The organism is Duganella sp. CF458, assembly GCF_900113115.1.
Classification (GTDB): domain Bacteria; phylum Pseudomonadota; class Gammaproteobacteria; order Burkholderiales; family Burkholderiaceae_D; genus Rugamonas.
The window spans coordinates 332,509-353,102 of the sequence record NZ_FOOF01000003.1; the positions used below are offsets into that span (position 1 = coordinate 332,509).

The 20,594-nt window shown below is 66.7% G+C and carries 16 protein-coding genes; 8 read left to right on the forward strand and 8 right to left on the reverse strand.

The features are described from left to right. Positions 1-21 precede the first annotated feature (21 nt). From BM269_RS06695 to BM269_RS06720, 6 genes are read left to right on the forward strand one after another with little or no spacing between them, the layout of a single operon-like run. Positions 22-270 carry an acyl carrier protein gene (locus tag BM269_RS06695; RefSeq protein WP_090436228.1) on the forward strand — a complete coding sequence of 83 codons (249 nt, stop codon included), beginning with the start codon at positions 22-24 and terminating at the stop codon, positions 268-270. Then, the gene (locus tag BM269_RS06700) at positions 270-1,109 is read left to right on the forward strand and encodes a hydrolase 2, exosortase A system-associated (protein ID WP_090436229.1); all 840 of its coding nucleotides are present in this window, start codon (positions 270-272) and stop codon (positions 1,107-1,109) included. The genes BM269_RS06695 and BM269_RS06700 overlap by 1 nt, the downstream gene beginning before the upstream one ends. After that, the gene (locus BM269_RS06705; RefSeq protein WP_090436230.1) at positions 1,102-1,992 is read left to right on the forward strand and encodes a hydrolase 1, exosortase A system-associated; all 891 of its coding nucleotides are present in this window, start codon (positions 1,102-1,104) and stop codon (positions 1,990-1,992) included. The genes BM269_RS06700 and BM269_RS06705 overlap by 8 nt, the downstream gene beginning before the upstream one ends. Continuing rightward, entirely contained in the window at positions 1,986-3,278 is a 1,293-nt protein-coding gene (locus BM269_RS06710; RefSeq protein ID WP_090436307.1) for a glycosyltransferase, read from the forward strand. The genes BM269_RS06705 and BM269_RS06710 overlap by 7 nt, the downstream gene beginning before the upstream one ends. Then, complete coding sequence (locus BM269_RS06715) at positions 3,275-3,985, forward strand: tetratricopeptide repeat protein (RefSeq protein WP_090436231.1); 711 nt, start codon at positions 3,275-3,277, stop codon at positions 3,983-3,985. The genes BM269_RS06710 and BM269_RS06715 overlap by 4 nt, the downstream gene beginning before the upstream one ends. Next, entirely contained in the window at positions 3,982-6,411 is a 2,430-nt protein-coding gene (locus BM269_RS06720; RefSeq protein WP_090436232.1) for a hypothetical protein, read from the forward strand. Before BM269_RS06715 ends, BM269_RS06720 begins: the two co-directional genes overlap by 4 nt. 4 nt (positions 6,412-6,415) lie before the next feature. Here BM269_RS06720 and prsR read toward each other — a convergent pair whose 3' ends face one another. The 7 genes from prsR to BM269_RS06755 all read right to left on the reverse strand — a co-directional run bounded on the left by prsR (position 6,416) and on the right by BM269_RS06755 (position 17,284). After that, positions 6,416-7,774, reverse strand: a complete 1,359-nt coding sequence (gene prsR / locus BM269_RS06725) for a PEP-CTERM-box response regulator transcription factor (protein WP_090436233.1) — start codon at positions 7,772-7,774, stop codon at positions 6,416-6,418. Between the two features lie 17 nt (positions 7,775-7,791). Continuing rightward, complete coding sequence (gene prsK / locus BM269_RS06730; protein WP_090436234.1) at positions 7,792-9,828, reverse strand: XrtA/PEP-CTERM system histidine kinase PrsK; 2,037 nt, start codon at positions 9,826-9,828, stop codon at positions 7,792-7,794. 15 nt (positions 9,829-9,843) lie between these two features. After that, the gene (locus tag BM269_RS06735) at positions 9,844-11,247 is read right to left on the reverse strand and encodes a TIGR03013 family XrtA/PEP-CTERM system glycosyltransferase (protein WP_090436235.1); all 1,404 of its coding nucleotides are present in this window, start codon (positions 11,245-11,247) and stop codon (positions 9,844-9,846) included. Between the two features lie 73 nt (positions 11,248-11,320). Beyond that, positions 11,321-12,358, reverse strand: a complete 1,038-nt coding sequence (locus BM269_RS06740; protein ID WP_090436236.1) for an SDR family oxidoreductase — start codon at positions 12,356-12,358, stop codon at positions 11,321-11,323. Positions 12,359-12,387: 29 nt separating this feature from the next. Next, on the reverse strand, positions 12,388-13,677 hold the full coding sequence (locus BM269_RS06745; protein WP_090436237.1) for a nucleotide sugar dehydrogenase: 1,290 nt from the start codon (positions 13,675-13,677) through the stop codon (positions 12,388-12,390). A 327-nt stretch (positions 13,678-14,004) separates the two neighbouring features. Then, the gene (locus tag BM269_RS06750; RefSeq protein ID WP_090436238.1) at positions 14,005-15,645 is read right to left on the reverse strand and encodes a methyl-accepting chemotaxis protein; all 1,641 of its coding nucleotides are present in this window, start codon (positions 15,643-15,645) and stop codon (positions 14,005-14,007) included. Between the two features lie 196 nt (positions 15,646-15,841). Next, positions 15,842-17,284 carry a lipopolysaccharide biosynthesis protein gene (locus BM269_RS06755; RefSeq protein ID WP_090436239.1) on the reverse strand — a complete coding sequence of 481 codons (1,443 nt, stop codon included), beginning with the start codon at positions 17,282-17,284 and terminating at the stop codon, positions 15,842-15,844. Positions 17,285-17,498: 214 nt separating this feature from the next. Here BM269_RS06755 and BM269_RS06760 point away from each other — a divergent pair, with 214 nt between their 5' ends. Continuing rightward, entirely contained in the window at positions 17,499-18,692 is a 1,194-nt protein-coding gene (locus tag BM269_RS06760; RefSeq protein ID WP_090436240.1) for a hypothetical protein, read from the forward strand. Then, positions 18,685-19,608 (forward strand): AAC(3) family N-acetyltransferase, encoded by a 924-nt coding sequence (locus BM269_RS06765; RefSeq protein ID WP_090436241.1) that lies wholly within the window; start codon positions 18,685-18,687, stop codon positions 19,606-19,608. Before BM269_RS06760 ends, BM269_RS06765 begins: the two co-directional genes overlap by 8 nt. Here BM269_RS06765 and BM269_RS06770 read toward each other — a convergent pair. Next, entirely contained in the window at positions 19,605-20,591 is a 987-nt protein-coding gene (locus tag BM269_RS06770; protein WP_090436242.1) for an acyltransferase family protein, read from the reverse strand. The two genes, BM269_RS06765 and BM269_RS06770, sit on opposite strands and share 4 nt — an antisense overlap. Positions 20,592-20,594: the final 3 nt, after the last annotated feature.

Genomic DNA, 20,594 nt, shown 5'->3' on the forward strand with positions numbered 1-20,594 from the left:
ATTGCTGCTACGGAGTAACGCATGTATTTGGAAGAAGTGAAGACCATCCTGACCGATGTGCTGGCCCTCGGTCCCGCCGGCCGCAGCCTGAACGAGCACTCGGCCCTGCTGGGCAGCCTGCCCGAGCTCGATTCAATGGCGGTGGTGCAGCTGATCGGCGCCCTGGAAGAACAGTTCGGCTTCACCATCGACGACGACGAGATCGACGCCGCCACCTTTGCCACCCTGGGCAGCCTGGCCGCCTTCGTGCAGCACAAGCTGACTGCATAATGCCGGCGCCGGTGCAGCCTTTGTTCCTCGGCCAGGGCAGCGCAGCCCGCTTCGGGCTGTACCACGCCCCGGCCGCGCCGTGCCGCGGCGCCTGGCTGTACCTGCCGCCGTTCGGCGAGGAAATGAACAAGGCGCGCCGCATGGCAGCGCTGCAGGCGGCCGCCCTGGCGCGCCAGGGTTATGCGGTGCTGCAGCTCGACCCGCATGGCTGCGGCGACAGCGCCGGCGATTTCGGCGATGCCAGCTGGGACAGCTGGCTGGCCGACGTCGCCAGCGGCCTGCACTGGCTGGCCACCACCCTTGGCGCGGCACTGCCGCAGCCGCCCGGCCTGTGGGGCTTGCGCCTGGGCGCCCTGCTGGCGCTCGACTACGCCAGCCGGGCCGGCGCCGCCCCGGCCGCCCTGTTGCTGTGGCAACCGGTGCTGCAGGGCAGCGCCCACCTGACCCAATTCCTGCGCCTGCAGGTGGCGGCCGAGATGCTGGGGGAGCAGCGCGCCGCAGGCGGCACCGCCAGCCTGCGCGCCGCCCTGGCGCGCGGCGACACCCTGGAAATCGCCGGCTATGCGCTGGCGCCCGCCCTGGCGCTGGGCTTCGACGGCCTGGACGCGGCCCGCCTGGTGCCGCCCTGCCCGGTGCACTGGTGCGAGGTGGTGGCGGCACCCGGCCGCCCGCTGCCGCCGGCCGCGGCGCGCGTGCTGCAGGCCTGGCAGGACGCCGGCGCCACCGTGACCGTGCGGCTGGCGCCCGGCCCGCAGTTCTGGGCCACCCAGGAGCTGGCCGAAGCGCCGGCCCTGCTGGCGGCCACCGGCGCGGTGCTGGAGCAGGCGTGCCATGCTTGACGAGCGCGCCCTCAGCTTTGCCTGCCGCGGCGAGACCCTGGTCGGCATCCTCAGCCCGACCGCCGGCCCCGCCACGCGCGGCGTGCTGGTGATTGTCGGGGGGCCGCAGTACCGCGCCGGCAGCCATCGCCAGTTCACCCTGCTGGCGCGCGCGCTGGCCGCGCGCGGCATCCCGGTGCTGCGCTTCGATTACCGCGGCCTGGGCGACAGCGCGGGCGCCGCGCGCAGCTTCGACCAGGTGGACGAGGATATCGGCGCCGCCATCGACGCGTTCCAGGCGGCCTTGCCGGGCTTGCGCGACGTGGTGTTGTGGGGCTTGTGCGACGGCGCCGCCGCCGCCCTGTTTTATGGCCACCGCGATGCGCGCGTGCGCGGCCTGGTGCTGCTCAACCCCTGGGCCCGCACCGCCGCCGGCCTGGCGCGCAGCACGCTGAAGCACTATTACTGGCAGCGCCTGCGCGACCCGGCGCTGTGGCGCAAGCTGTTCAGCGGCCGCTTGGCCGCCGGGGCGGCGCTGCGCTCGATGCTCGGCCTGCTGGGCGCGGCGCGCCGCCCGGCGGCGGCAGCGGCGGCAACAGCGGCCGTGGCGCCAGCGCCGTTGCCGCGCGACGGCAGCGCGCCGCCGCTCAGTGCCGACTTGCCGGCGCGCCTGCTGGACGCGATGCAACGCTTCCAGGGCCGCGTCCTGTTCATTTTCAGTGGCGCCGACCTGACGGCGCAGGAGTTTCTCGACATGACCAAGGCTTCGCGCCGCTGGCAGCAACTGCTGGCGGCCCCAACCGTGCAGCAGCAGACGCTGGCGGCGGCCGACCATACTTTCTCCACCCGCGCCTGGCGCGACCAGGTGGCCGACTGGACCGCGCAATGGGTGCAGGCATGGTAAAGCGCGTGCTGATGGTGGCGTTCCACTTCCCGCCGCTGCGCGGCAGCAGCGGCATCCAGCGCACGCTGAAGTTCGCCCAGTACCTGCCGGCCCTGGGCTGGCAGCCGCTGGTGCTGTCGGCGCACCCGCGCGCCTATGCCAACCAGGGCCCCGACCAGTTGGCGGAGATCCCGCCGGAAGCGGTGGTCAAGCGCGCCTTTGCCATCGATTCCGGGCGCCACCTGGCTTGGCGCGGGCGCTACCTCGGCTTCATGGCCTGGCCCGACCGCTTTGTCGGCTGGTGCCTGGGCGCCGTACCGGCCGGGCTGTCGCTGGTGCGCCAATACCGCCCGCAAGTGCTGTGGAGCACCTACCCGATCGCCAGCGCGACCCTGATCGGCCTGCTGCTGCACAAGCTGACCCGCCTGCCCTGGGTGGTCGACTTGCGCGACCCGATGACCGACACCAATTACCCGCGCGACCCGAAGGTGCGCGCGCTGTGGCGCTGGATCGAGCGCAAGGCGGTGCACAATGCCGCGCTGGTGGTGTGCAATACGCCCAGCGCGGTGGTGACCTACACCACGCGCTATCCGCACCTGCCGCGCAGCCGCTTCGCCATGCTGGAAAACGGCTACGACGAGGAGAACTTCCGCCACGCCGGCGCCCAGGCCGCCGGCAGCGCGCGCCCGGCCGGCCGGCCGTTCACCCTGGTCCACAGCGGCATCATCTACCCGTCCGAACGCGATCCGGTGCCGCTGGTGCGCGCCCTGTCCGAACTGAAGGCGGCCGGCGCCATCGATGCCAGCCAGTTGCACATCGTGCTGCGCGCCACCGCCCACGACGACTACGTCAGCGCCCTGCTGGCCGAATACGGGATCGGCGACCTGGTCAGCCTGGCGCCGCACGTGCCCTACCAGGCGGCGCTGGCGGAAATGCTGTCGGCCGACGGCTTGCTGGTGCTGCAAGCGAGCAACTGCAACCACCAGATCCCGGCCAAGTTGTACGAATACCTGCGCGCCGGGCGGCCGATCCTGGCCCTGACCGATGCCGCCGGCGATACCGCCGCCACCTTGCGCGCGGCCGGGGTCGATACCATCGCCCCGCTGGACGACAGCGCCGGCATCCAGCGCGGCCTGCTGCATTTCCTGCAACTGGCGCGCGCCGGCCGCGCACCGCTGCCGGCGCCAGCCGCCGTGGCAGCCGCGTCGCGCCAGGCGCGCACGGTCGAACTGGCACGCATGCTTGACAGCTTGCTGCCCCAATCGCAGCCCCTGCCGGCCCCGGCCGGCTCCACGGAGGAAGCATGAAAACCCGTCTTCTGGCGCTGGCCGCCATCCTGTGCGCCGTTGCCGTTCCCGCCAGCGCGGCCCGCATGTATTGCGGCGAAACGTCCGTCAACCAGCACGATTTCCGCACGGTGCCGGACTATTTCCTGAAACTGGTGCATGCCCGCCACTTCACCGACGACATCGAGCAGGGCATCCGCGGCGAGTCCGGCACCCTGGGCGGCGACCTGGAATACACGCTGGTCCATATCCCGAACCACCCGCGCGCCTTGAATACCGCCTTGCGCCTGGCGCCGCGCAATCCGGGCGGCATCATCCCCGGCGCCAAGATGCCGATCGAATGCTATTTCGAGCGCGCCGTGCGCTTCTACCCCGACGACAGCAACGCCTGGCTGATGTATGCGCGCTTTGCCTATGCCAAAGGGCGCCACGGGCAGGCGCTGGAGATGCTGCACAAGGCCCTGGAGATTGCGCCGGAAGACCCGGCCATCAACTACAACATCGGCCTGATCTACGCCAAGCAGAAGAAGTTTGAGCAAGCCCTGCCTTACGCCCAGAAAGCGTACTCCCTGCAATTCCCCCTGCCGGCCCTGAAGCAGACCCTGGTCAAGGCCGGCAAGTGGGTGGAACCGCCGCCGCCGGAAGTCGAGGCGGCGGAAACCGCGGACGCCAAGGGCGAAGAAAGGGCCGGCGACAGCGCCGCGCCGGCCGCGCCCGTCAAGCCATGATGCGGCTGCTGGCGCGGCGCGGCGCCGCCTGCGCGGCGTTGCTGCTGCTGATGGCGGCGGCCAGCGTGTACCCGGCGCCGCGCCTGCCGCTGGCCATCCTGCTGAGCGGCTATATGGCGCTGCTGCTATGGCGCCCGCAAGCCTGGCTGCTGGCCGTGCCCGCCCTGCTGCCGGTGCTCGATTTCGCGCCGTGGACCGGCTGGTTCTTCCTGGAAGAGCTGGACTTGCTGTTGCTGGCCACCTGCGCGGGCGGCTACTGGGCGGTGGGAGGCGCGGCGGCGCCGACCAAGCTGCCCGGCCTGGCGCGCGGCGCGCTGGGCCTGTTCGTGCTGTGCTACCTGGTGGCGGCATGGCGCGGCATGATGCCGCTGGCGCCGCTGGACGCCAATTCCTTCGCCAACTACACCAGCCCGTATAACGGCTTGCGCGTGCTGAAAGGCGTGCTGTGGCCGCTCGTGCTGCTGCCGCTGTTGCGCGCCACCGCCGGCGCGCAAGGCAGCAACCTGCAGCGCCTGCTGGTACCCGGCATGATCCTGGGCCTGGCGGCCTGCAGCCTGGCCGTGGTGTGGGAACGCATGGCCTTCCCCGGCCTGTTCAATTTTTCCAGCGATTACCGCCCGACGGCACCATTTTCCGCCATGCATACCGGCGGCGCGGCGCTCGATGCCTACCTGGCGATGGCCTTCCCGTTTGTCACACTGTGGCTGGTCAACCATCCGCCGCCGCGCCGCCTGGCGCTGGGCCTGGCGGCACTGGGCCTGGGCCTGTTTGCCGGCCTGACCACCTTCTCGCGCGACATTTACCTGGCGTATACCGCTGCCGGCGCGGTGATCGTGGTGCTGGGCTCGGCCCACCATTTGCGCGGCGGCACGCTGTCGGCGCGCAGCATGCTGGCATCGCTGCTCCTGCTGCTGCTGAGCTATTGGGTGCTGAGCCAGGTGTTTGCCCACGGCGGCTACCGCGGCCTGGGCGCCGCGCTCGGCCTGCTCGCCACCGCCCTGCTGCTGGGCGGCGCCGCGCCGCGCCTGGCGCAGCGCCCTGCGGCTGCCGGCCTGGGCCTGGTGCTGCTGTTGCTGGTGGGCCTGATCGGCATGCTGGGCTCGGCCAGCCCGCTGGCCAAGGGGCCCTACCTGGCGTATGCCATCGCCCTGCTGTGCGCGGCAGGCGGCGCGGCCCTGCTGGCGGCCGGGCCGGCGGCGCAACGGCCCTGGGGCGTGCTGCTGCTGGCGGCGGCCCTGCCGGCGCAAGCGCTGGCGGCGGCCCTGGTGGCGCGCCACTACGGCGGCAACGCTGCGCTGCCGGGCATCGCGCTGGCCATCCTGCTGGCCCTGGCCATGGGCGCCAGCCGCCTGCTGCCGCAACGGCCATGGAAACTGGAACGCGGCACACTGACCGTCAGCTTCTTCAGCGCCATCGTGTTTGCCGCCCTGATCCCGATTTCCAGCAGCTATTACACCGGCAGCCGTTTCGCCACCGTCGGCAACGACCTCACGGTGCGCGTGACGCACTGGAGCGATGCGCTGGCCATGATGGACGACACGACCATGGCCAGCGTGTTTGGCCAGGGCCTGGGCCGTTTCCCGCTGGCCTACATGTGGCAGAACACGCACGGCGAAGTACCCGGCACCTTCAGCTATGTCGACGAGCCGGGCAACCGCTTCCTGCTCTTGGGGGCGGCCCAGTATGCGCGCGGCTGGGGCGAAGTGTTGCGCATGCTGCAGCATGTCGATGTCCAGCCAGGCCAGCACTACCGCTTCACGCTCGACATCCGCCGCAACAGCGCCGACGCGCTGCCGGTGGCGATGGTGTGCCAGCGCTGGCTGATCTATCCGCAGGATTGCAGCGTGGTCAAGTTCAAGGCGCCGCCGCTGGTTTCTGGCTGGCAGCGCGTGGAGGGCGAATTGCCGCTGCGCGGCGCCCGCGGCAACTGGGGCGCGCCACTGGTGCTCGAGCTGTACAACCGCTCGCACAAGGCGCCGCTCGAAGTCGACAATGTGAGCCTGGTGGAAGCCGGCACGCAGCGTGAACTGCTGCGCAATGGCAGCTTCAGCGGCGGCAACGATTTCTGGTTCTTCAGCAGCGACCGCAACCACATGCCCTGGCATGTGAAGAATTTCGCCGTCAACCAGCTGTTCGAGCTGGGCTGGGTGGGCGCGCTGGCCACCGCCTTCCTGCTGCTGGCCCTGGGCGGGCGCATGGTGGCGCGCGGGCTGGCGGGCGACAGTTATGCCGCCGTCAGCCTGGCGGCCCTGACCGGCTGCATGATGGTCGGGCTGTTCGATTCCATCACCGACGTGCCGCGCCTGACGATCGTGTTCCTGCTGATCGCCCTGGCCGGCAGCCTGAAGCCGGCGCGCCAGCGCATCAAGGTGCGCCGCCGGCGTGCCGAGGCCGAGGATGAGGGCGCCGACACGCTCCCGGCGTGAGGGCTCAGCTTGCCTTGATGGCGTGACGCTCCAGCAGGTCGTACAGGGTCGGGCGCGACACGCCCAGCAGTTCGGAGGCTTTCACGATATTGCCTTCGACCCGGGCCAGGGCGCGCACGATGGCGCGGTATTCGGCTTCGTCGCGCACCTGGCGCAGGTTGAACGGCTCTTGCTCCAGCGGCGCACCGGACAGGCCGAGGTCGTCGCCCGTGATGGCCGGGCCGTCGGCCATGATGATGGCGCGCTTGATGCAGTTTTCCATTTCCCGCACATTGCCCGGCCAGTCGTGGTGGGCGATCTGGGCCAGCGCGTCGGGCGAGAAGTGCAGGTTGGCGCGGCCTTCCTGGGCGCAGAAGCGGTTCTTGAAGTGCTGCGCCAGCAGCACCGCGTCGCCGTCGCGCTCGCGCAGCGGCGGGATGGTCAAGACGATTTCCGACAGGCGGTAATACAAGTCTTCGCGGAAGCGGCCGGCCTTCACCAGCTCTTTCAGGTTCTGGTGGGTGGCGCAGACGATGCGCACGTCGACCGGGATTTCCTCGTGGCCGCCGATGCGCTCGATCACGCGCTCCTGCAGGAAGCGCAGCAGCTTGGCTTGCAGCGGCATCGGCAGGTCGCCCACCTCGTCCAGGAAGAAGGTGCCGCCATTGGCCGCTTCCACCTTGCCCTTGGTCTGCTTGACCGCGCCGGTAAACGCGCCCTTCTCGTAGCCGAACAGCTCCGATTCAAGCAGGGTTTCCGGGATCGCGGCGCAGTTGATGGCCATGAAGCGTTCCTTGGCGCGCGGGCTGCCCTGGTGCAGGGCGCGCGCGATCACTTCCTTGCCGGTGCCGGACTCGCCCAGCACCATGGTGGTGGCGCTACTTGGCGCCACCTTCTCCACCTGGCGGCAGACCTTCAGCATGCCGGGGTCGCGCGAGATGATGCCGGCCAGCGGCGTGTCGGCGCTGCCCTGCTGCATGCGGCGGTTGTCCTGCTGCAGGCCGTGCAGGAAGAAGGCGCGCTTGATCACCAGCGCCAGCAGTTCCGGCTCGCAGGGCTTCTGGTGGAAATCGTAGGCGCCCATGGCGATCGCCTGCACCGCGTGCGCGCGGTCCTGGTTGCCGGTCAGCACGATCACCTTGGTATCGGGCGCCAGCGCCAGGATCTGCTGCAGCGTGGCCAGGCCCTCGGTGGCGCCGTCCGGGTCGGGCGGCAGGCCGAGGTCCATGGTGCAGACGGCCGGTTCATGGCGGCGCAACTGGGCCAGCGCGGCTTCGCGGTCGCCCGCCACCACCACGTCATAGTCGTCGAAACTCCACTTGAGCTGCTTTTGCAGGCCTGGGTCGTCTTCGATAATCAACAGCTTGGGTTTGCTCTGGCTCACAACGGATCCTTGTGCCTTCAGGCGGCTTGTTCAATGGTTTGCTGGCGGTACAGCGGCAGGCTGACCGTGAATGTGGTGCCCTGCTCCGGCGCGCTGCGCACCTGCAGCGTTCCACCCAGTTGGTGGATGTATTCCCGGCTTTCAAAGGCGCCGATGCCCATGCCGGCCGACTTGGTCGAGTCGAACGGCTTGTACAGGCGCTCGCGGATGAATTCTTCGCTCATGCCGGTGCCGGTATCGGCCACTTCCACCAGCACGCGCTCGCCGTCGCGTGCCAGGCGCACGCAGACCTTGCCGTCGCGCGGGGTGGCTTCGATTGCGTTCTGGATCAGGTGGCCCAGCACGCGCTCCAGCCGTTCGCCTTCGGCCAGCACTTTCAGGCCGGCGTCGGCCAGCTGCAGCGAAGGCTTGGGCTCGAACGCCGCCTTCAAGGCCACGGCCTGGGTCAGCAAGGGCCCGAGGTCTTGCGGCGTGGCGCGCTCGGGCGAGGCGGTACGGCTGAGCTTTTGCAGCATCAGTTTCATCTTTTGCACCGACAGGGTGACGGTTTCCATCATATCGCGTTGGAACTCGGGATTGTCGGCATGTTTTTCCGCATTGGCCGTCATCAGCGACAGCTGCGCCACCAGGTTCTTCAAATCATGCACCACGAAGGTCGACAGGCGGTTGAAGGAATCGAACTGGCGCGCCAGCATCAGGGCGTTGTCGGCTTCCTGCTGGGCCAGATAGGACGCGGCCTGGGTGCCGGCGATTTTCAGCAAGTCCAGCACTTCCCAGTTGAGCTTGACCTCGCTGCGCGACGCCATCAGCACCACGAAGCCGGCCAGGCGGCCCTGCAGCAGCAGCGGCACCACCAGCCAGGCCTTGGGAAAGGCCTGCAGCCAGCCCGGCAGCGGCACGTCCGGATCGTGCGCGCCGTGGGCGGCCACGTCCACCAGCCACTGCTTGCCTTCCATCAATTGGCAAAACGCCGAGTCGGCCGGCTCGCTCGCCTGCTGGGCTTGCACATGCCAGGAGGCCAGCGGCTCGAAGCGCTGGTCGCGCCGGACCCACAAGGCGCCGCCCTGGCTTTCCACCAGCTCGGCCAGGGCCGAAATGGTGCGCTCGCCCAGGTTGGGGCCGGTGGCCGACAGGGTGCGGGTAAACGCCAGCCATTCTTCGCGGTAGTCGTAGTTATAGCGGTAGAAATGCTTGCTGATGAACACTTTCAGCCAGGCGCGGAAAGAGCCCGAAAACAGCACGCCCGCCAGCAGGAAGCTGGCGCCGAACAGGAAGGCCAGCTGCATCAGCCCGCCCCACGAGCCGCCGACAAAGCGCAGGTAGTAAGCCGCCATGCTCATGGCCAGCAGGTAGACGGCCGAGCCGAGCAGGGCCGCCGAATGGAAGGCAATGCGGCGCGACACCGCCAGCTGGGCCGGCCAGGAAGCGCGCCGCAACAGCGAAATCGCCAATAGCGGCACGATCAGCGCATTGACCAGGCCGCGCGCCGCCCACAGTTCGGGGTCGAGCTCGCGCAGCAGCAGCATGTCGCTGTACAGGTAAAAATCGTAGGCAAACAGGGCGCCCAGGCCGAGGCAGATGAACTTCATGGCCCAGCGCACTTGCACGCTGCGGTCGCGGTAGAGCTGCTCCACCAGCAGCATGCCCAGCACTGCCATGCCGAGGCGGCCGATGGCCAGCACGTGGAACGCCAGGCCGGCCGGCAGCTGCTGCGCCAGCAGGCTGGCCAGCAGCATGGCGCCATATACCGCCACGCTGGCCTGGCAGGTGCGCGCACTGCGCTGCCACAGGCCCAGCATGGCCAGCAGCACGGCGGTCCAGGCCGCATTGCGCAGCCATTCGGCGCTGTGCAGCACCCACGGCGCCCACGGCACCACGGTGGCGCTGGCCATCACGGCGCCCCACCATACCGTCAGCAAGGAAGCGCTGGCCAGCACGCGCTGGTGCGGCCGCTGGTCCGGGCGCTGGCGCCAGCCGGTCAGGACCAGCACGCTAAACAACAGAAACGCCAGCGCAGCGCTGGCGTAACTGAAGGCGGTGATACTGGTCGGCATCAGGCCTCCATGTCCTTAACGGCCTCCCCTGAACATGACCACCTTGATGGTATCGATCAGGACCAGCACATCGAGCAGCAGGCTGTTGTTCTTGACGTAGTACAGGTCGTACTGCAATTTCTGCAGTGCGTCTTCGACCGTATCGCCATAGCCGTAGCGCACCTGGGCCCAGCCGGTGATGCCGGGCTTGATGCTGTGGCGCACATTGTAGTAAGGCACGCGCTCGGTCAGCTGCTCGACGAAGTAAGGGCGTTCGGGACGCGGGCCGACGAAGGACATTTCACCCTTCAGCACGTTGAGGATTTGCGGCAGTTCGTCGATCCGCAGCTTGCGGATGATATTGCCCACGCGCGTGATGCGCGGGTCGTTCTTGGCCGCCCATTGCGGCGTGCCGTTCTTTTCCGCGTTCTTGAACATGCTGCGGAATTTCAGGACGCGGAACACCCGGCCGTCCATGCCGACCCGCTCCTGCGAGTAGAAGATCGGCGCGCCGTCTTCGATCACAATGGCAATCGCGGTCAGGATCATGACCGGCAACGACACCACCAGCAGCGACAGGCTGGCCGCCACGTCCACCGCGCGCTTCATGAAGGTGCGCATGAAGCTCTGGTCAAAGCCGCCGCCGAATACCAGCCAGGACGGCTGCACCGACTCGACCCGGATCTGGTAGGTTTCGCGCTCGAAGAAGGTGGCGGCATCGGTGACCTGGATGCCGTACAGCTTGCACTCGAGCAGCTCCTTGATCGGGAAGGCGCCGCCGCGGCGGTTCTGCACCGAGACCACGATTTCGGACACGCGCTGGGCGTTGGCCAGCGCGACCAGCGAACCGCCTTCCGGCAGGTGCAGCAGCTGGTTTTGCGGCACGCAAGTCTCTTCCGACGGTACCGCCAGATAGCCGGCCACATCGTAGCGGCGGTAATTGGTATCGCGCGTGGCCAGCTCGCCGCATTCCTTGGCCAGGGCGCCGCCGCCGAGGAAGATGATGCGGGTCGACAGGAAGTGGGTGCGCGAGGTCTTCATGAACATGGCGCGCGCGAACAGGATGCCGGCGCTGGAGATCATGAACACCAGCACCAGGATACCGCGCCCGAAATACAGGTCCGGCGCCAGGTAGAACACCAGGGTCAGGATGCAGAAACCCATGGCGAAGGAAGGCATCAGTTGCAGGAAGAAGGGGTTGCGCAAGCCTTCCTGGAAATTGATCTGGTACATGCCCAGCGCGGACATGCTGAACACGATCGCGGCCGCGAAAATACAGGCCGACATGAAGAAGTGGTCGAGCTTCGGTATGGCGAACTGGTCACCGTCGAAAAAACGCAGACCAGCGCCAGCGTAGAACGAGCCAATCAGGATCAACACCTCCAGGAAGAGCAGGCTGAAGACCACCTTGGAAATGTAGTGATTGGAGATTCTTAGCATTTTTATTCCCTCCCGCCTTGCCGCTCATGCTGGCCATGAAAGCACGCGGAGCCTTGCGGCCATGTCTCGTTAATTATTCTTGCGGGGCCAGGTGGCGGACGTACCAATCCATGGCTTCCTTCAACCCTTCACCGATACGGTGCGAAGGATCGAAACCCAACAGCTCGCGCGCCTTGCTGATGTCGGCCTGCGAATGGCGCACGTCGCCGGCCCGGAATCCCTGGTATTGCGCCTGGTGCTGGCGCAGGTGCGGGAAACGCTCTTGCAACAGCTCGCGCATCATCAGGTACAGCTGGTTGAGACTGGTACGCTCGTTGAGCGCCACGTTGTACACCTGGTTGGCGGCGCCCGGTTGGTCGGCCATGGCCGCCAGCAGGTTGGCTTGCACCACGTTGTCGATGAAACAGAAATCGCGGCTGGTTTCGCCGTCGCCGTTGATGAACAGGGGACGGTTGCGGATCAGGGCGGCCACCCACTGCGGTATCACTGCCGCATAAGCGCCTTCCGGATCCTGGCGCGGGCCGAACACATTGAAGTAGCGCAGGCCGATGGTTTCCATGCCGTAAGTGCGCGCGAACACGTCGGCGTACAGCTCGTCGGCATACTTGGTGACGGCATACGGCGACAGCGGCCGGCCGATGGTGTCTTCCACCTTCGGCAGCGCGGGATGGTCGCCGTAGGTGGAACTGGATGCCGCATAGACGAAGCGCTGCACTTTCGCGTCGCGCGCCGCCACCAGCATGTGCAGGAAGCCGGTCACATTGGTGCCGTGGGTCAGCAGGGGATCGTCAATCGAGCGGCTGACCGAACCAAGCGCGGCCTGGTGCAGGACAAAGTCTTTCCCGGCGCAAGCGTGCTGGCAGGTCGCCAGGTCGCGGATATCGCCTTCGATGAAGGTGAACGACGCCCAGGCCGCCGAGCCGACCGCTTCGCGCGCCTGGTCCAGGTTGTGCTGGTGGCCGGTGGCGAAGTTATCCAGGCCCGTGACCTGTTGGCCGAGCTTGAGCAGCGCCTCCACCAGGTTGGAGCCGATGAATCCGGCAGCACCCGTCACCAGCCAATGGTATCGCTGGCCACGCAAATGCAGCCGCACGTCGTCAAACTTGCCCACAACAGCCCTCCCAGGCTTCCCTGATATTTTTACAGGCGCCAGACGCTGTAACCAGCTTCTTCCAGGCCTGCCATATTGAATGCCGATTTCACATCGATGAAGACGCCGCCCGGGTTCAGCTTGGCCGACAGGTCGCCCAGCGACAGTGCCAGCAGTTCCTTGTGCGACACCGCAGCAACCACCGCATCGGCTTGCGGCAGGCTGTCCCAGCTTTCCAGGCGAATACCGTACTCGTGCACCGATTCCTCCGAATCGGCCACCGGGTCGTGCACATGCACGTCCAGGCCGTACGACTTCAGTTCAAACACCACGTCCGCCACCTTCGAATTGCGCAAGTCCGGGCAGTTTTCCTTGAAGGTCAGGCCCAGCACGTTCACTTTCGCACCCTTGATATGGCAGCCCGCCGCGATCATCTGCTTGACGGTTTTCTCGGCCACGAACTTGGCCATGCCGTCATTGATGCGGCGCCCCGCCAGGATCACCTGCGGGTGGTAGCCGATCATGTCGGCCTTGTGGGTCAGGTAATAGGGATCGACGCCGATGCAGTGGCCGCCCACCAGGCCGGGACGGAACGGCAGGAAATTCCACTTGGTGCCCGCCGCCTGCAGCACTTCCAGCGTATCGATACCGATCTTGTCGAAGATGATTGCCAGCTCGTTCATCAGCGCGATATTCAGGTCGCGCTGCGTATTTTCGATCACCTTGGCGGCTTCCGCAACTTTCACGCTGGAAGCCCGGTATACCCCAGCAGTCACTATCGATTCATATAGTTTAGCAACCTCTTCGAGCGTTGCAGGATTATCTCCGGAGACCACCTTCAAAATCGTGGTCAGGCGGTGTTGTTTGTCGCCTGGATTGATACGTTCCGGGGAATAACCGACGTTGAAGTCTTGCGGCCATTGCATGCCGGAATGTTGTTCCAGCACCGGGATGCAGACTTCCTCGGTGGCGCCGGGATAGACCGTCGATTCATACACGACGATGGCGCCCTTCTTCATATACTTGCCGACGGTGGTCGAGGCGCCGACCAGCGGGCTGAAATCGGGCGAATGGGCATTGTCGACCGGGGTCGGCACCGCCACCACGATGTAATCGGCTTCGGCCAGCGCGGCCGGGTCGTAGGTCACCTGCAATTGGGTCGCTTCGCGCAGTTCCGCCTCCGACACCTCACCGGTCGGATCGCAGAAGTTGCGGTAGTTCTCAATCTTGGACTGCGACAGGTCGAAACCGATGGTCTTGCGCTTCTTGCCAAACTCTACCGCCAGGGGCAGGCCCACATAGCCCAAACCTACGACTGCTACAACCTTGTTGTGATCCATATCGGTTCCCGTGAGAATTACCACTTACTATTATGCTAACAATATATTCCAGAAGCCCTGTAACTACAATGCACACTTCACAATTTCTACCGTGTGGGCGGCGAAAAAATGCGCCGCGCACTATGAGGCGCGTAACACTTTAGTGGGCCTTCCGTTGGCCAAATGCGACAGCAATGTATGGAATATTTGCCAATTAACTTGTCCATTTGATACGGATTGTCAATTTTACACGGAAGCCGTAAAGCTGTCACAGCCTTTCGGTTGCACTGCACCACAAAGCAACGCGACGGCCCGCAGGCCGCGCGCAATTGTCGAAATGATAAACGATTATTGCGACAAGGCGATGACCTTGCGCTGAGCGGGTGCCAGCGGCGCCACAATCGGCGCCCGCAGCGCGCTGCCGGCCGCGATCTGCTTCAGCTTGAAAACGGCCATCGCTTGCGCCACCCATTCGGCCTGGCGCGCCAGGCTGCCGGCCGCTGCCGCGGCCTGCTCCACCAGGGCGGCATTTTGCTGCGTGATGTCGTCGATATGCACCACCGCCTGGTTGACCTGGCCGATGCCGCGGTGTTGTTCCTGGGTCGCGCTGTGGATCTCATCCATGACGCGGGTGACGCGGCCGACCGAGGCGATCACTTCGCTCATGGTGGCGCCGGCATGACTGGTCAGCCTGGCGCCGGCGTCGACTTTGGCGATCGAACTGTCGATCAGCTGTTTGACTTCCTTGGCCGCCGCGGCTGAACGCTGGGCCAGGCTGCGCACTTCGGAGGCGACCACGGCAAAGCCCTTGCCGTGCTCGCCGGCACGGGCCGCCTCCACCGCCGCATTCAGGGCCAGGATATTGGTCTGGAAGGCGATCCCGTCAATCATGCCAATGATGTCGAGGATGCGGCGCGACGACTGGCTGATCTCGTCCATCGTCTGCACCACTTGCGACACGATGGCACCGCCGGCCGCCGCCACGCTGGACGCCTGGCCCGCCAGCGCATTGGCGCTGTGCACGCTGGCTGCGCTCTGCTGCACATTGCTGGTGAGCTGCTCCATGCTGGCAGCGGTTTGCTGCAAGCTCGATGCCTGCGACTCGGTGCGGCCCGACAGGTCAAAGTTGCCGCTGGCGATTTCGCTGGTGGCGGTCTGGATTTCGTCGAAATTGCTGCGCACGTCGCCGATGATGCTGTGCAGGTTGATATTGGTCTGGCGCAGCGCTGCCAGCAACTGGCCCATTTCATTGTCGGCGCCGGCCTCGATGGCGCCGGTCAGGTCGCCGCCGGCCATCTTGCGCGCGAAGCCGGTGGCCAGGCGCAGTGGCTGCAGCACGGCGCGCTGCAGCGCATACCAGAACGACAGGGCCAGTGCGATAAAGGCGGCATTGGCCAGCGTCATCCACAGCGGCGCCTCATGCAAGGCACCGGAAATGGCCAGCAAGGCCAGGAAACCGGTCAGCGCGCCCATGCCGAGGCCGATCAGCCTGGCCAGTGAGAGATCACGCAATTGGCTGGCCCAGTTGCGCCAGCCTGGCCGGCGCAGGCGTCCGCGCTCGAGCCGCAGCCGGCGCGGGTTGCCCTCGCGGATTTCACGGTACAGCTGTTCGGCCTGCGCCACCTGCTCGCGGCCGGGCTTGCTGCGCACCGACATATAGCCGACCGGACGGCCGGCCTCGAGCACCGGCGTCACATTCGCGTACACCCAGTAGTAGTCGCCGTTCTTGCAGCGGTTCTTGACCATGCCGCTCCACGGCATGCCGGCCTTGATGGTGGCCCACAGGTCGGCGAACGCTTCGACCGGCATGTCCGGGTGGCGCAGGATATTCTGCGGCGCGCCGATCAGCTCTGCTTCCGTGAAGCCGCTGACTTCGATGAAGTAGGGGTTGGCATAGGTGATCTTGCCTTTGAGGTCGGTGGTCGAGACGATGGTCTTGCCATCGTCCAGGATCAACTCCTGGCTGCTGACGGGCGTGTTCAGGCGCATGGCGCTGGCTCCTTGTTCGGCGAGAAGGAAAAGCTGGGGCACGAACCGGGAGTTGGGGTCCGCATGGCGCGGGGCGGGACGCGAGCAGGCGTCCCAGGCCATGTCATGCGTTCAAGTATAGGGAGATAGGGTGTTGGGGAAACTCACAAAAAATTTCATTAGGAAAATTCAATGGGATTGTGTTGCGGATTCGCACTCAGGCCGGCGCGCGGCGCCGCAGCACGCCCAGCACCTCGGCCATCATCGGGCGATTCAGCAGCAGGCTGGCCACGCCATAGGCCAGCATGCCGCCCAGCACTTCCGCCACCAGGGCCCAGGCGCGCGGCTGGCTTGCCAGCGGCGCCCGCAACAGCGTCACGGCGCCCAGCATCAGCGCGGCGCACAACAGCGCCGGCCCGGTGCGCCGCGCCACCGCCGACGCGCCGACCCCGATGGCCGCCAGCATGCGCCGCATGTTCAGCAACAGCACCACCGGGTACACCAGCAGCCAGGCGTAGGCCACGCCCTTGATGCCCCAGCGGGTGCCGATGTAAAAGGCGGGCGGCATCACCAGGCAGGACAGCAACACGTTGCGGAAATTGATGCCCGGCTGGCCGAGCGCATCGGTGACCGTGGGCAGCATCTGGGCCAGGGTGCGGAAGGGCATGACCAGGCACAGCACCTGCAGCGGCAGCACGGCGCCTTCCCAGCCTTTGCCCAGCACCACGCTGACCAGTTCGGGCGCGACGCCGGCCATGCCCCACAGGATGGGGAAGGACAACAGGCTGATATAGCCCAGCATCTGCAACACGCCGGCACGGATCGCCGGCAGGTCGTGCTGGCTGCGCGACAAGATGGGGAACAGCACCTGGTTCAAGATGCCGGCCATGCGTTGTACCGGCAGCGACGCCAGGTGCATCGAGACCGCATACCAGCCCAGCGCCTGGTCGCCCAGGACCCGGCCCACGATTGCCACGTCGGCTTGCATGAAGCTGTACCACAGCAGGCGGGTGGCGGTCAGGCTGCCGCCGAAGCCGAGCAGCTTGCCCATGCCGGCCAGCGACCAGTCCGGCCGCGGCTGGCCCGGCGCGCACCAGTTCAGCGCCCCCATGCGCCACGCCTGCGTGGCCAGCATGCCGGCCACCAGCGACCACACGCCGGCGCCGAACAGCGCCATGAACAGCGTCACCTGGGACCCGACCAGCGCGGCGCTGAGCTCAGCCAGCGAACGCTGCTTGTACTCCAGGCGGCGCTGCAGCCGCACATCGGGAATGATGGCCAAGGGCAGCAGCAGGAACTGCAGGGACAGCACGTGCAGCAGGCGCTGCAGCCGCGCTTCACCGTAGAAGGCGGCCACCAGCGGCGCCAGCGCATTGGTCAACAGGAACAGGCCCAGGTTGACCAGCCAGATCACGCCCACCGCTTGCCGCAAATCCTGTTCGCTGACATCCTTGCGCTGGATCAGGGCCGGCCCCAAGCCGACTTCGGCAAACATGCCAAGCAAGCCCAGCACGACGGTACACATCGCCAGCAAGCCATAATCGGACGGCGCCAGCAAGCGCATCACGAAAATCGTCACGCCCCAGGTAATGACTTGCGAGCCCAGCTTGGCCCCCGCCACCCACTTTACGCCACGCGCCAGCTCAGTTTGGAGTTTCATCGGTTATCGAGGGCATCATGGCGTGGCGGGAAAGGGATTGCAATCAGGATAAGTGAGCGGGCGCGGCACCGCAAGCGCAGCAGCCCGGCACGGGATTGCCAAAACGTCCAGCATATTATCTTAATGATATGATGCCGGCAATCGTGAAATTGACAGTCACCAGGACGGCTGGCATGATCGTGATGGTCAATTGACAACATTTAACGGAAATAAAATGCTCCAGCTCCTGCGGTCGATCAAGAACAAACTCACTCCCGAGGCAGCGCTGCCATTGGGCGCCGTGGCCGAGCGCGCAAGCGACCGGCGCGGGTTGCCGGCCGACGATCCCGGCATCGACGCCGTGCTGGCCGCCTGCACCGATTGGTTGGGCGCGGCCCAGGACCATTCGGCCTCGGCCGATGGCGGCGTGGCGCGCGACTTCAGCCTGGTCAAGGGCTGGGCCACCTCGTACCCGGAAACCACCGGCTATATCGTGCCGACGGTGATCGAGCTGGCGCGCCGCCAGGGTAGCGCCGAACTGCACCAGCGGGCGCGCCGCATGCTGGACTGGTTCGTCGCGATCCAGTTCCCCGAAGGCGGCTTCCAGGGCGGCCGCATCGATTCCAACCCGCGCGTGCCGGTGACCTTCAATACCGGCCAGATCCTGCTCGGCCTGGCCGCCGGCGCCCGGGAATACGGCGACCCCAAGTACCTCGATGCCATGCACCGCGCCGCCGCCTGGCTGCGCGATTCGCTCGACGCCGATGGCTGCTGGCGCAAGCACGCCACCCCGTTCGCCAAGCCGGGCGAGAAAGCGTATGAGACCCACGTTTCCTGGGGCCTGTTCGAAGCCGAGCGGGTGGCGCCGGGCCACGGCTACGGCGACGCCGGCCTGCGCCAGGTGGCATGGGCGCTGACCAAGCAGCAGCCCAACGGCTGGTTTGCCTCGAATTGCCTGAACGACCCGGTGCATCCGCTCAGCCACACCATCGGCTACGTGTTGCGCGGGGTGCTGGAAGGCCATCTGCTGTCGCAGCGCCCTGAATTGCTGGAGGCGGCCTTGCGCACCGGCCGCGCCCTGCTCGACGTGGTCGGCCCCGACGGCTTCCTGCCCGGCCGCCTGGACAGCCAGTGGCGCCCTGCCGCCACCTGGGCCTGCCTGACCGGGTCGGTGCAGAATGCGCACTGCCTGTTCCTGTTGTACCAGCTGACCGGCGAACCGCGCTACTTCGACACCGCCCGCCGCCTGAACCAGTACGTGCGCCGCACCATCAAGGTCGACGGCGCGAAGGAAACACGCGGCGCCGTCAAGGGCGCGTTTCCGGTCGACGGCGCCTACGGCGAATACGAATTCCTGAACTGGGCCGCCAAGTTCTGCATCGACGCCAACCTGCTGGAACAAGACCTGCTGAAAGCGCGCAATGCTTAAGCAAGCCAAGCGCCTGGCCAAGGCCGTGCTGGAACGGCTGCGCCGGCGCAGCAGCGCCAGGGAAGTCAAGCAGACGCAACGCCATGTCAGCCGCGACGAACTGGTGGCCGGCCTGGCCCGGCTCGGCATTGCCAAAGGCGATGCCGTGTTCATCCACTCGTCGCTGAAGAGCCTGGGCTATGTGGAAGGCGGCGCGGCTACCGTGGTGCAGGCGCTGCAGGAAGCGGTCGGGCCGCAAGGCACGCTGGTGCTGCCCACCTACTATATGCCGGGCGGCTCCATCCGCGGCACCTGCGAGATGCAGGACTATGTGTTCGACGTACGCAAGCACGGCACCAATATGGGCCGTCTGCCGGAGGCTTTCCTGGCCAGCCCCGGCATCGCGCGCAGCGTGCATCCGACGCATTCGGTTTCCGCCTGGGGCCGCCATGCGGCTTACCTGACCGAAGCCCATCACCGCGCCCCGTCGGTCTTCGGCGAAGGCTCGCCCTGGCAGCGCTTCGTCGGCCTGGACAACGCCAAGGTGCTCGGCCTGGGGATTTCGATGGGCCCGGTGACTTTCTATCACGTGCTGGAAGACGCGATGGGTGACGCCTTCCCGGTCCCGGTGTGGGGCCAGGAGACGTTCCACCTGCCCTGCATCGACCAGGCCGGCCAGCGCAGCGACGTGCCGCTGCGTCCTTTCGATCCCGCGCTGGCGCAACGCCGCATCGACCATCGCTCGCGGCAAGACCTGCGCGACTACTTCATGGCGGAATTCAAGCGCAGCGGCCTGCTGCATGCCGGCCAGGTGGGCGAAGCGCCATCATGGTGGATCCCAGCGCGCGGTTTCTTCGACCACCTGCGCCAGATGGCCGACGACAACCTGACCATCTACGCGACGCCGGAACAATTGGCGGCGCGCCCGCTGGCCTAGCCGGCAGGCGCCGCCACCCCGGCGCCGGCCCGGGCCGCGCTCCAGCGCGCGCCCAGCCGTATCATCGGCAACTCGACCAGGTGGTAGCCCAGGCCGGTCAACAACACCAGCAAGGACAGAAACAAGCTCCATTGCCAGACCGGGTGCAGCGCCTCCAGGGTACGAAACGCCAGCCCCATCAGTGGCGGGTGGAACAAGTAGATGCCATAACTGTACTTGGCGATGAATTTGCTGGCGCGATTCAGCGGCGGCGCCGCCAGCTCGCGCACCCAGGGTAGTGCCAGCCCGACCGCCAGGCATACCAGCCAGCGTCCATAGTTGTTGGCGCGCGGCTCCGCATAGACGACAAACGCCGCGCAGGCCAGTGCCAGCAATGGCGGCCACAACCAGCCCGGCAACCGTTGCCGGCCCTGCATGCGCCAGGCCAGCACCCCAGCCAGGAAGCAGGGCGCGAACTCGAACAGGCTGAGGCGCGCGGTCACCAGCGGCTGCACCAAGGCCAGCGGGATCGAGAGCAGCCACAGCGCCAGCAGCCAGCGCAGCGGCCGCCGCCGGAACAGCAGGAACAGCAGCGGCAGCAGCAGGTACATCTGCACTTCCAGGCAGAGCGTCCACAACACCACGGACATATAGCGCGCGTACACCAGGTTCTGGACCAGCAACAGGTTGGCCGCCAGCTCGAACGGCGTCCACTGCCCATCCGCGAAACAGTAAATCCCCAGCAGCAGGACTGCGGCCAACGGATAAATGCGGCAAGCACGCTGCAGGTAGAAGCTGCGCAGCAGGGCCGCGCCCGACAACTGCTGGCGTTCCAGCGATTGCATGAGCACCAGGCTGGTGTGCACGAAGAACAGCATGACGCCCAGTTGGCCCAGCGCGAACGAGACGGGCGTGGTGCGGATGGTATAGCCGGCAATATGCGCTGCCAAGACCAGCAACACGGCCAGTGCGCGCAGCAGATCCAGGTTCGGCTTGAGCATCATGGC

Bases quoted from the DNA above. Each gene is read 5' to 3' on its own strand.
- BM269_RS06770 (WP_090436242.1), bottom strand. From the start codon at position 20,591: ATGATGCTCAAGCCGAACCTGGATCTGCTGCGCGCACTGGCCGTGTTG.
- BM269_RS06760 (WP_090436240.1), top strand. From the start codon at position 17,499: ATGCTCCAGCTCCTGCGGTCGATCAAGAACAAACTCACTCCCGAGGCA.
- BM269_RS06755 (WP_090436239.1), bottom strand. From the start codon at position 17,284: ATGAAACTCCAAACTGAGCTGGCGCGTGGCGTAAAGTGGGTGGCGGGG.
- BM269_RS06695 (WP_090436228.1), top strand. From the start codon at position 22: ATGTATTTGGAAGAAGTGAAGACCATCCTGACCGATGTGCTGGCCCTC.
- BM269_RS06720 (WP_090436232.1), top strand. From the start codon at position 3,982: ATGATGCGGCTGCTGGCGCGGCGCGGCGCCGCCTGCGCGGCGTTGCTG.
- BM269_RS06700 (WP_090436229.1), top strand. From the start codon at position 270: ATGCCGGCGCCGGTGCAGCCTTTGTTCCTCGGCCAGGGCAGCGCAGCC.
- BM269_RS06765 (WP_090436241.1), top strand. From the start codon at position 18,685: ATGCTTAAGCAAGCCAAGCGCCTGGCCAAGGCCGTGCTGGAACGGCTG.
- BM269_RS06705 (WP_090436230.1), top strand. From the start codon at position 1,102: ATGCTTGACGAGCGCGCCCTCAGCTTTGCCTGCCGCGGCGAGACCCTG.
- BM269_RS06715 (WP_090436231.1), top strand. From the start codon at position 3,275: ATGAAAACCCGTCTTCTGGCGCTGGCCGCCATCCTGTGCGCCGTTGCC.
- prsK (WP_090436234.1), bottom strand. From the start codon at position 9,828: ATGCCGACCAGTATCACCGCCTTCAGTTACGCCAGCGCTGCGCTGGCG.
- BM269_RS06750 (WP_090436238.1), bottom strand. From the start codon at position 15,645: ATGCGCCTGAACACGCCCGTCAGCAGCCAGGAGTTGATCCTGGACGAT.
- BM269_RS06710 (WP_090436307.1), top strand. From the start codon at position 1,986: ATGGTAAAGCGCGTGCTGATGGTGGCGTTCCACTTCCCGCCGCTGCGC.
- BM269_RS06735 (WP_090436235.1), bottom strand. From the start codon at position 11,247: ATGCTAAGAATCTCCAATCACTACATTTCCAAGGTGGTCTTCAGCCTG.
- BM269_RS06745 (WP_090436237.1), bottom strand. From the start codon at position 13,677: ATGGATCACAACAAGGTTGTAGCAGTCGTAGGTTTGGGCTATGTGGGC.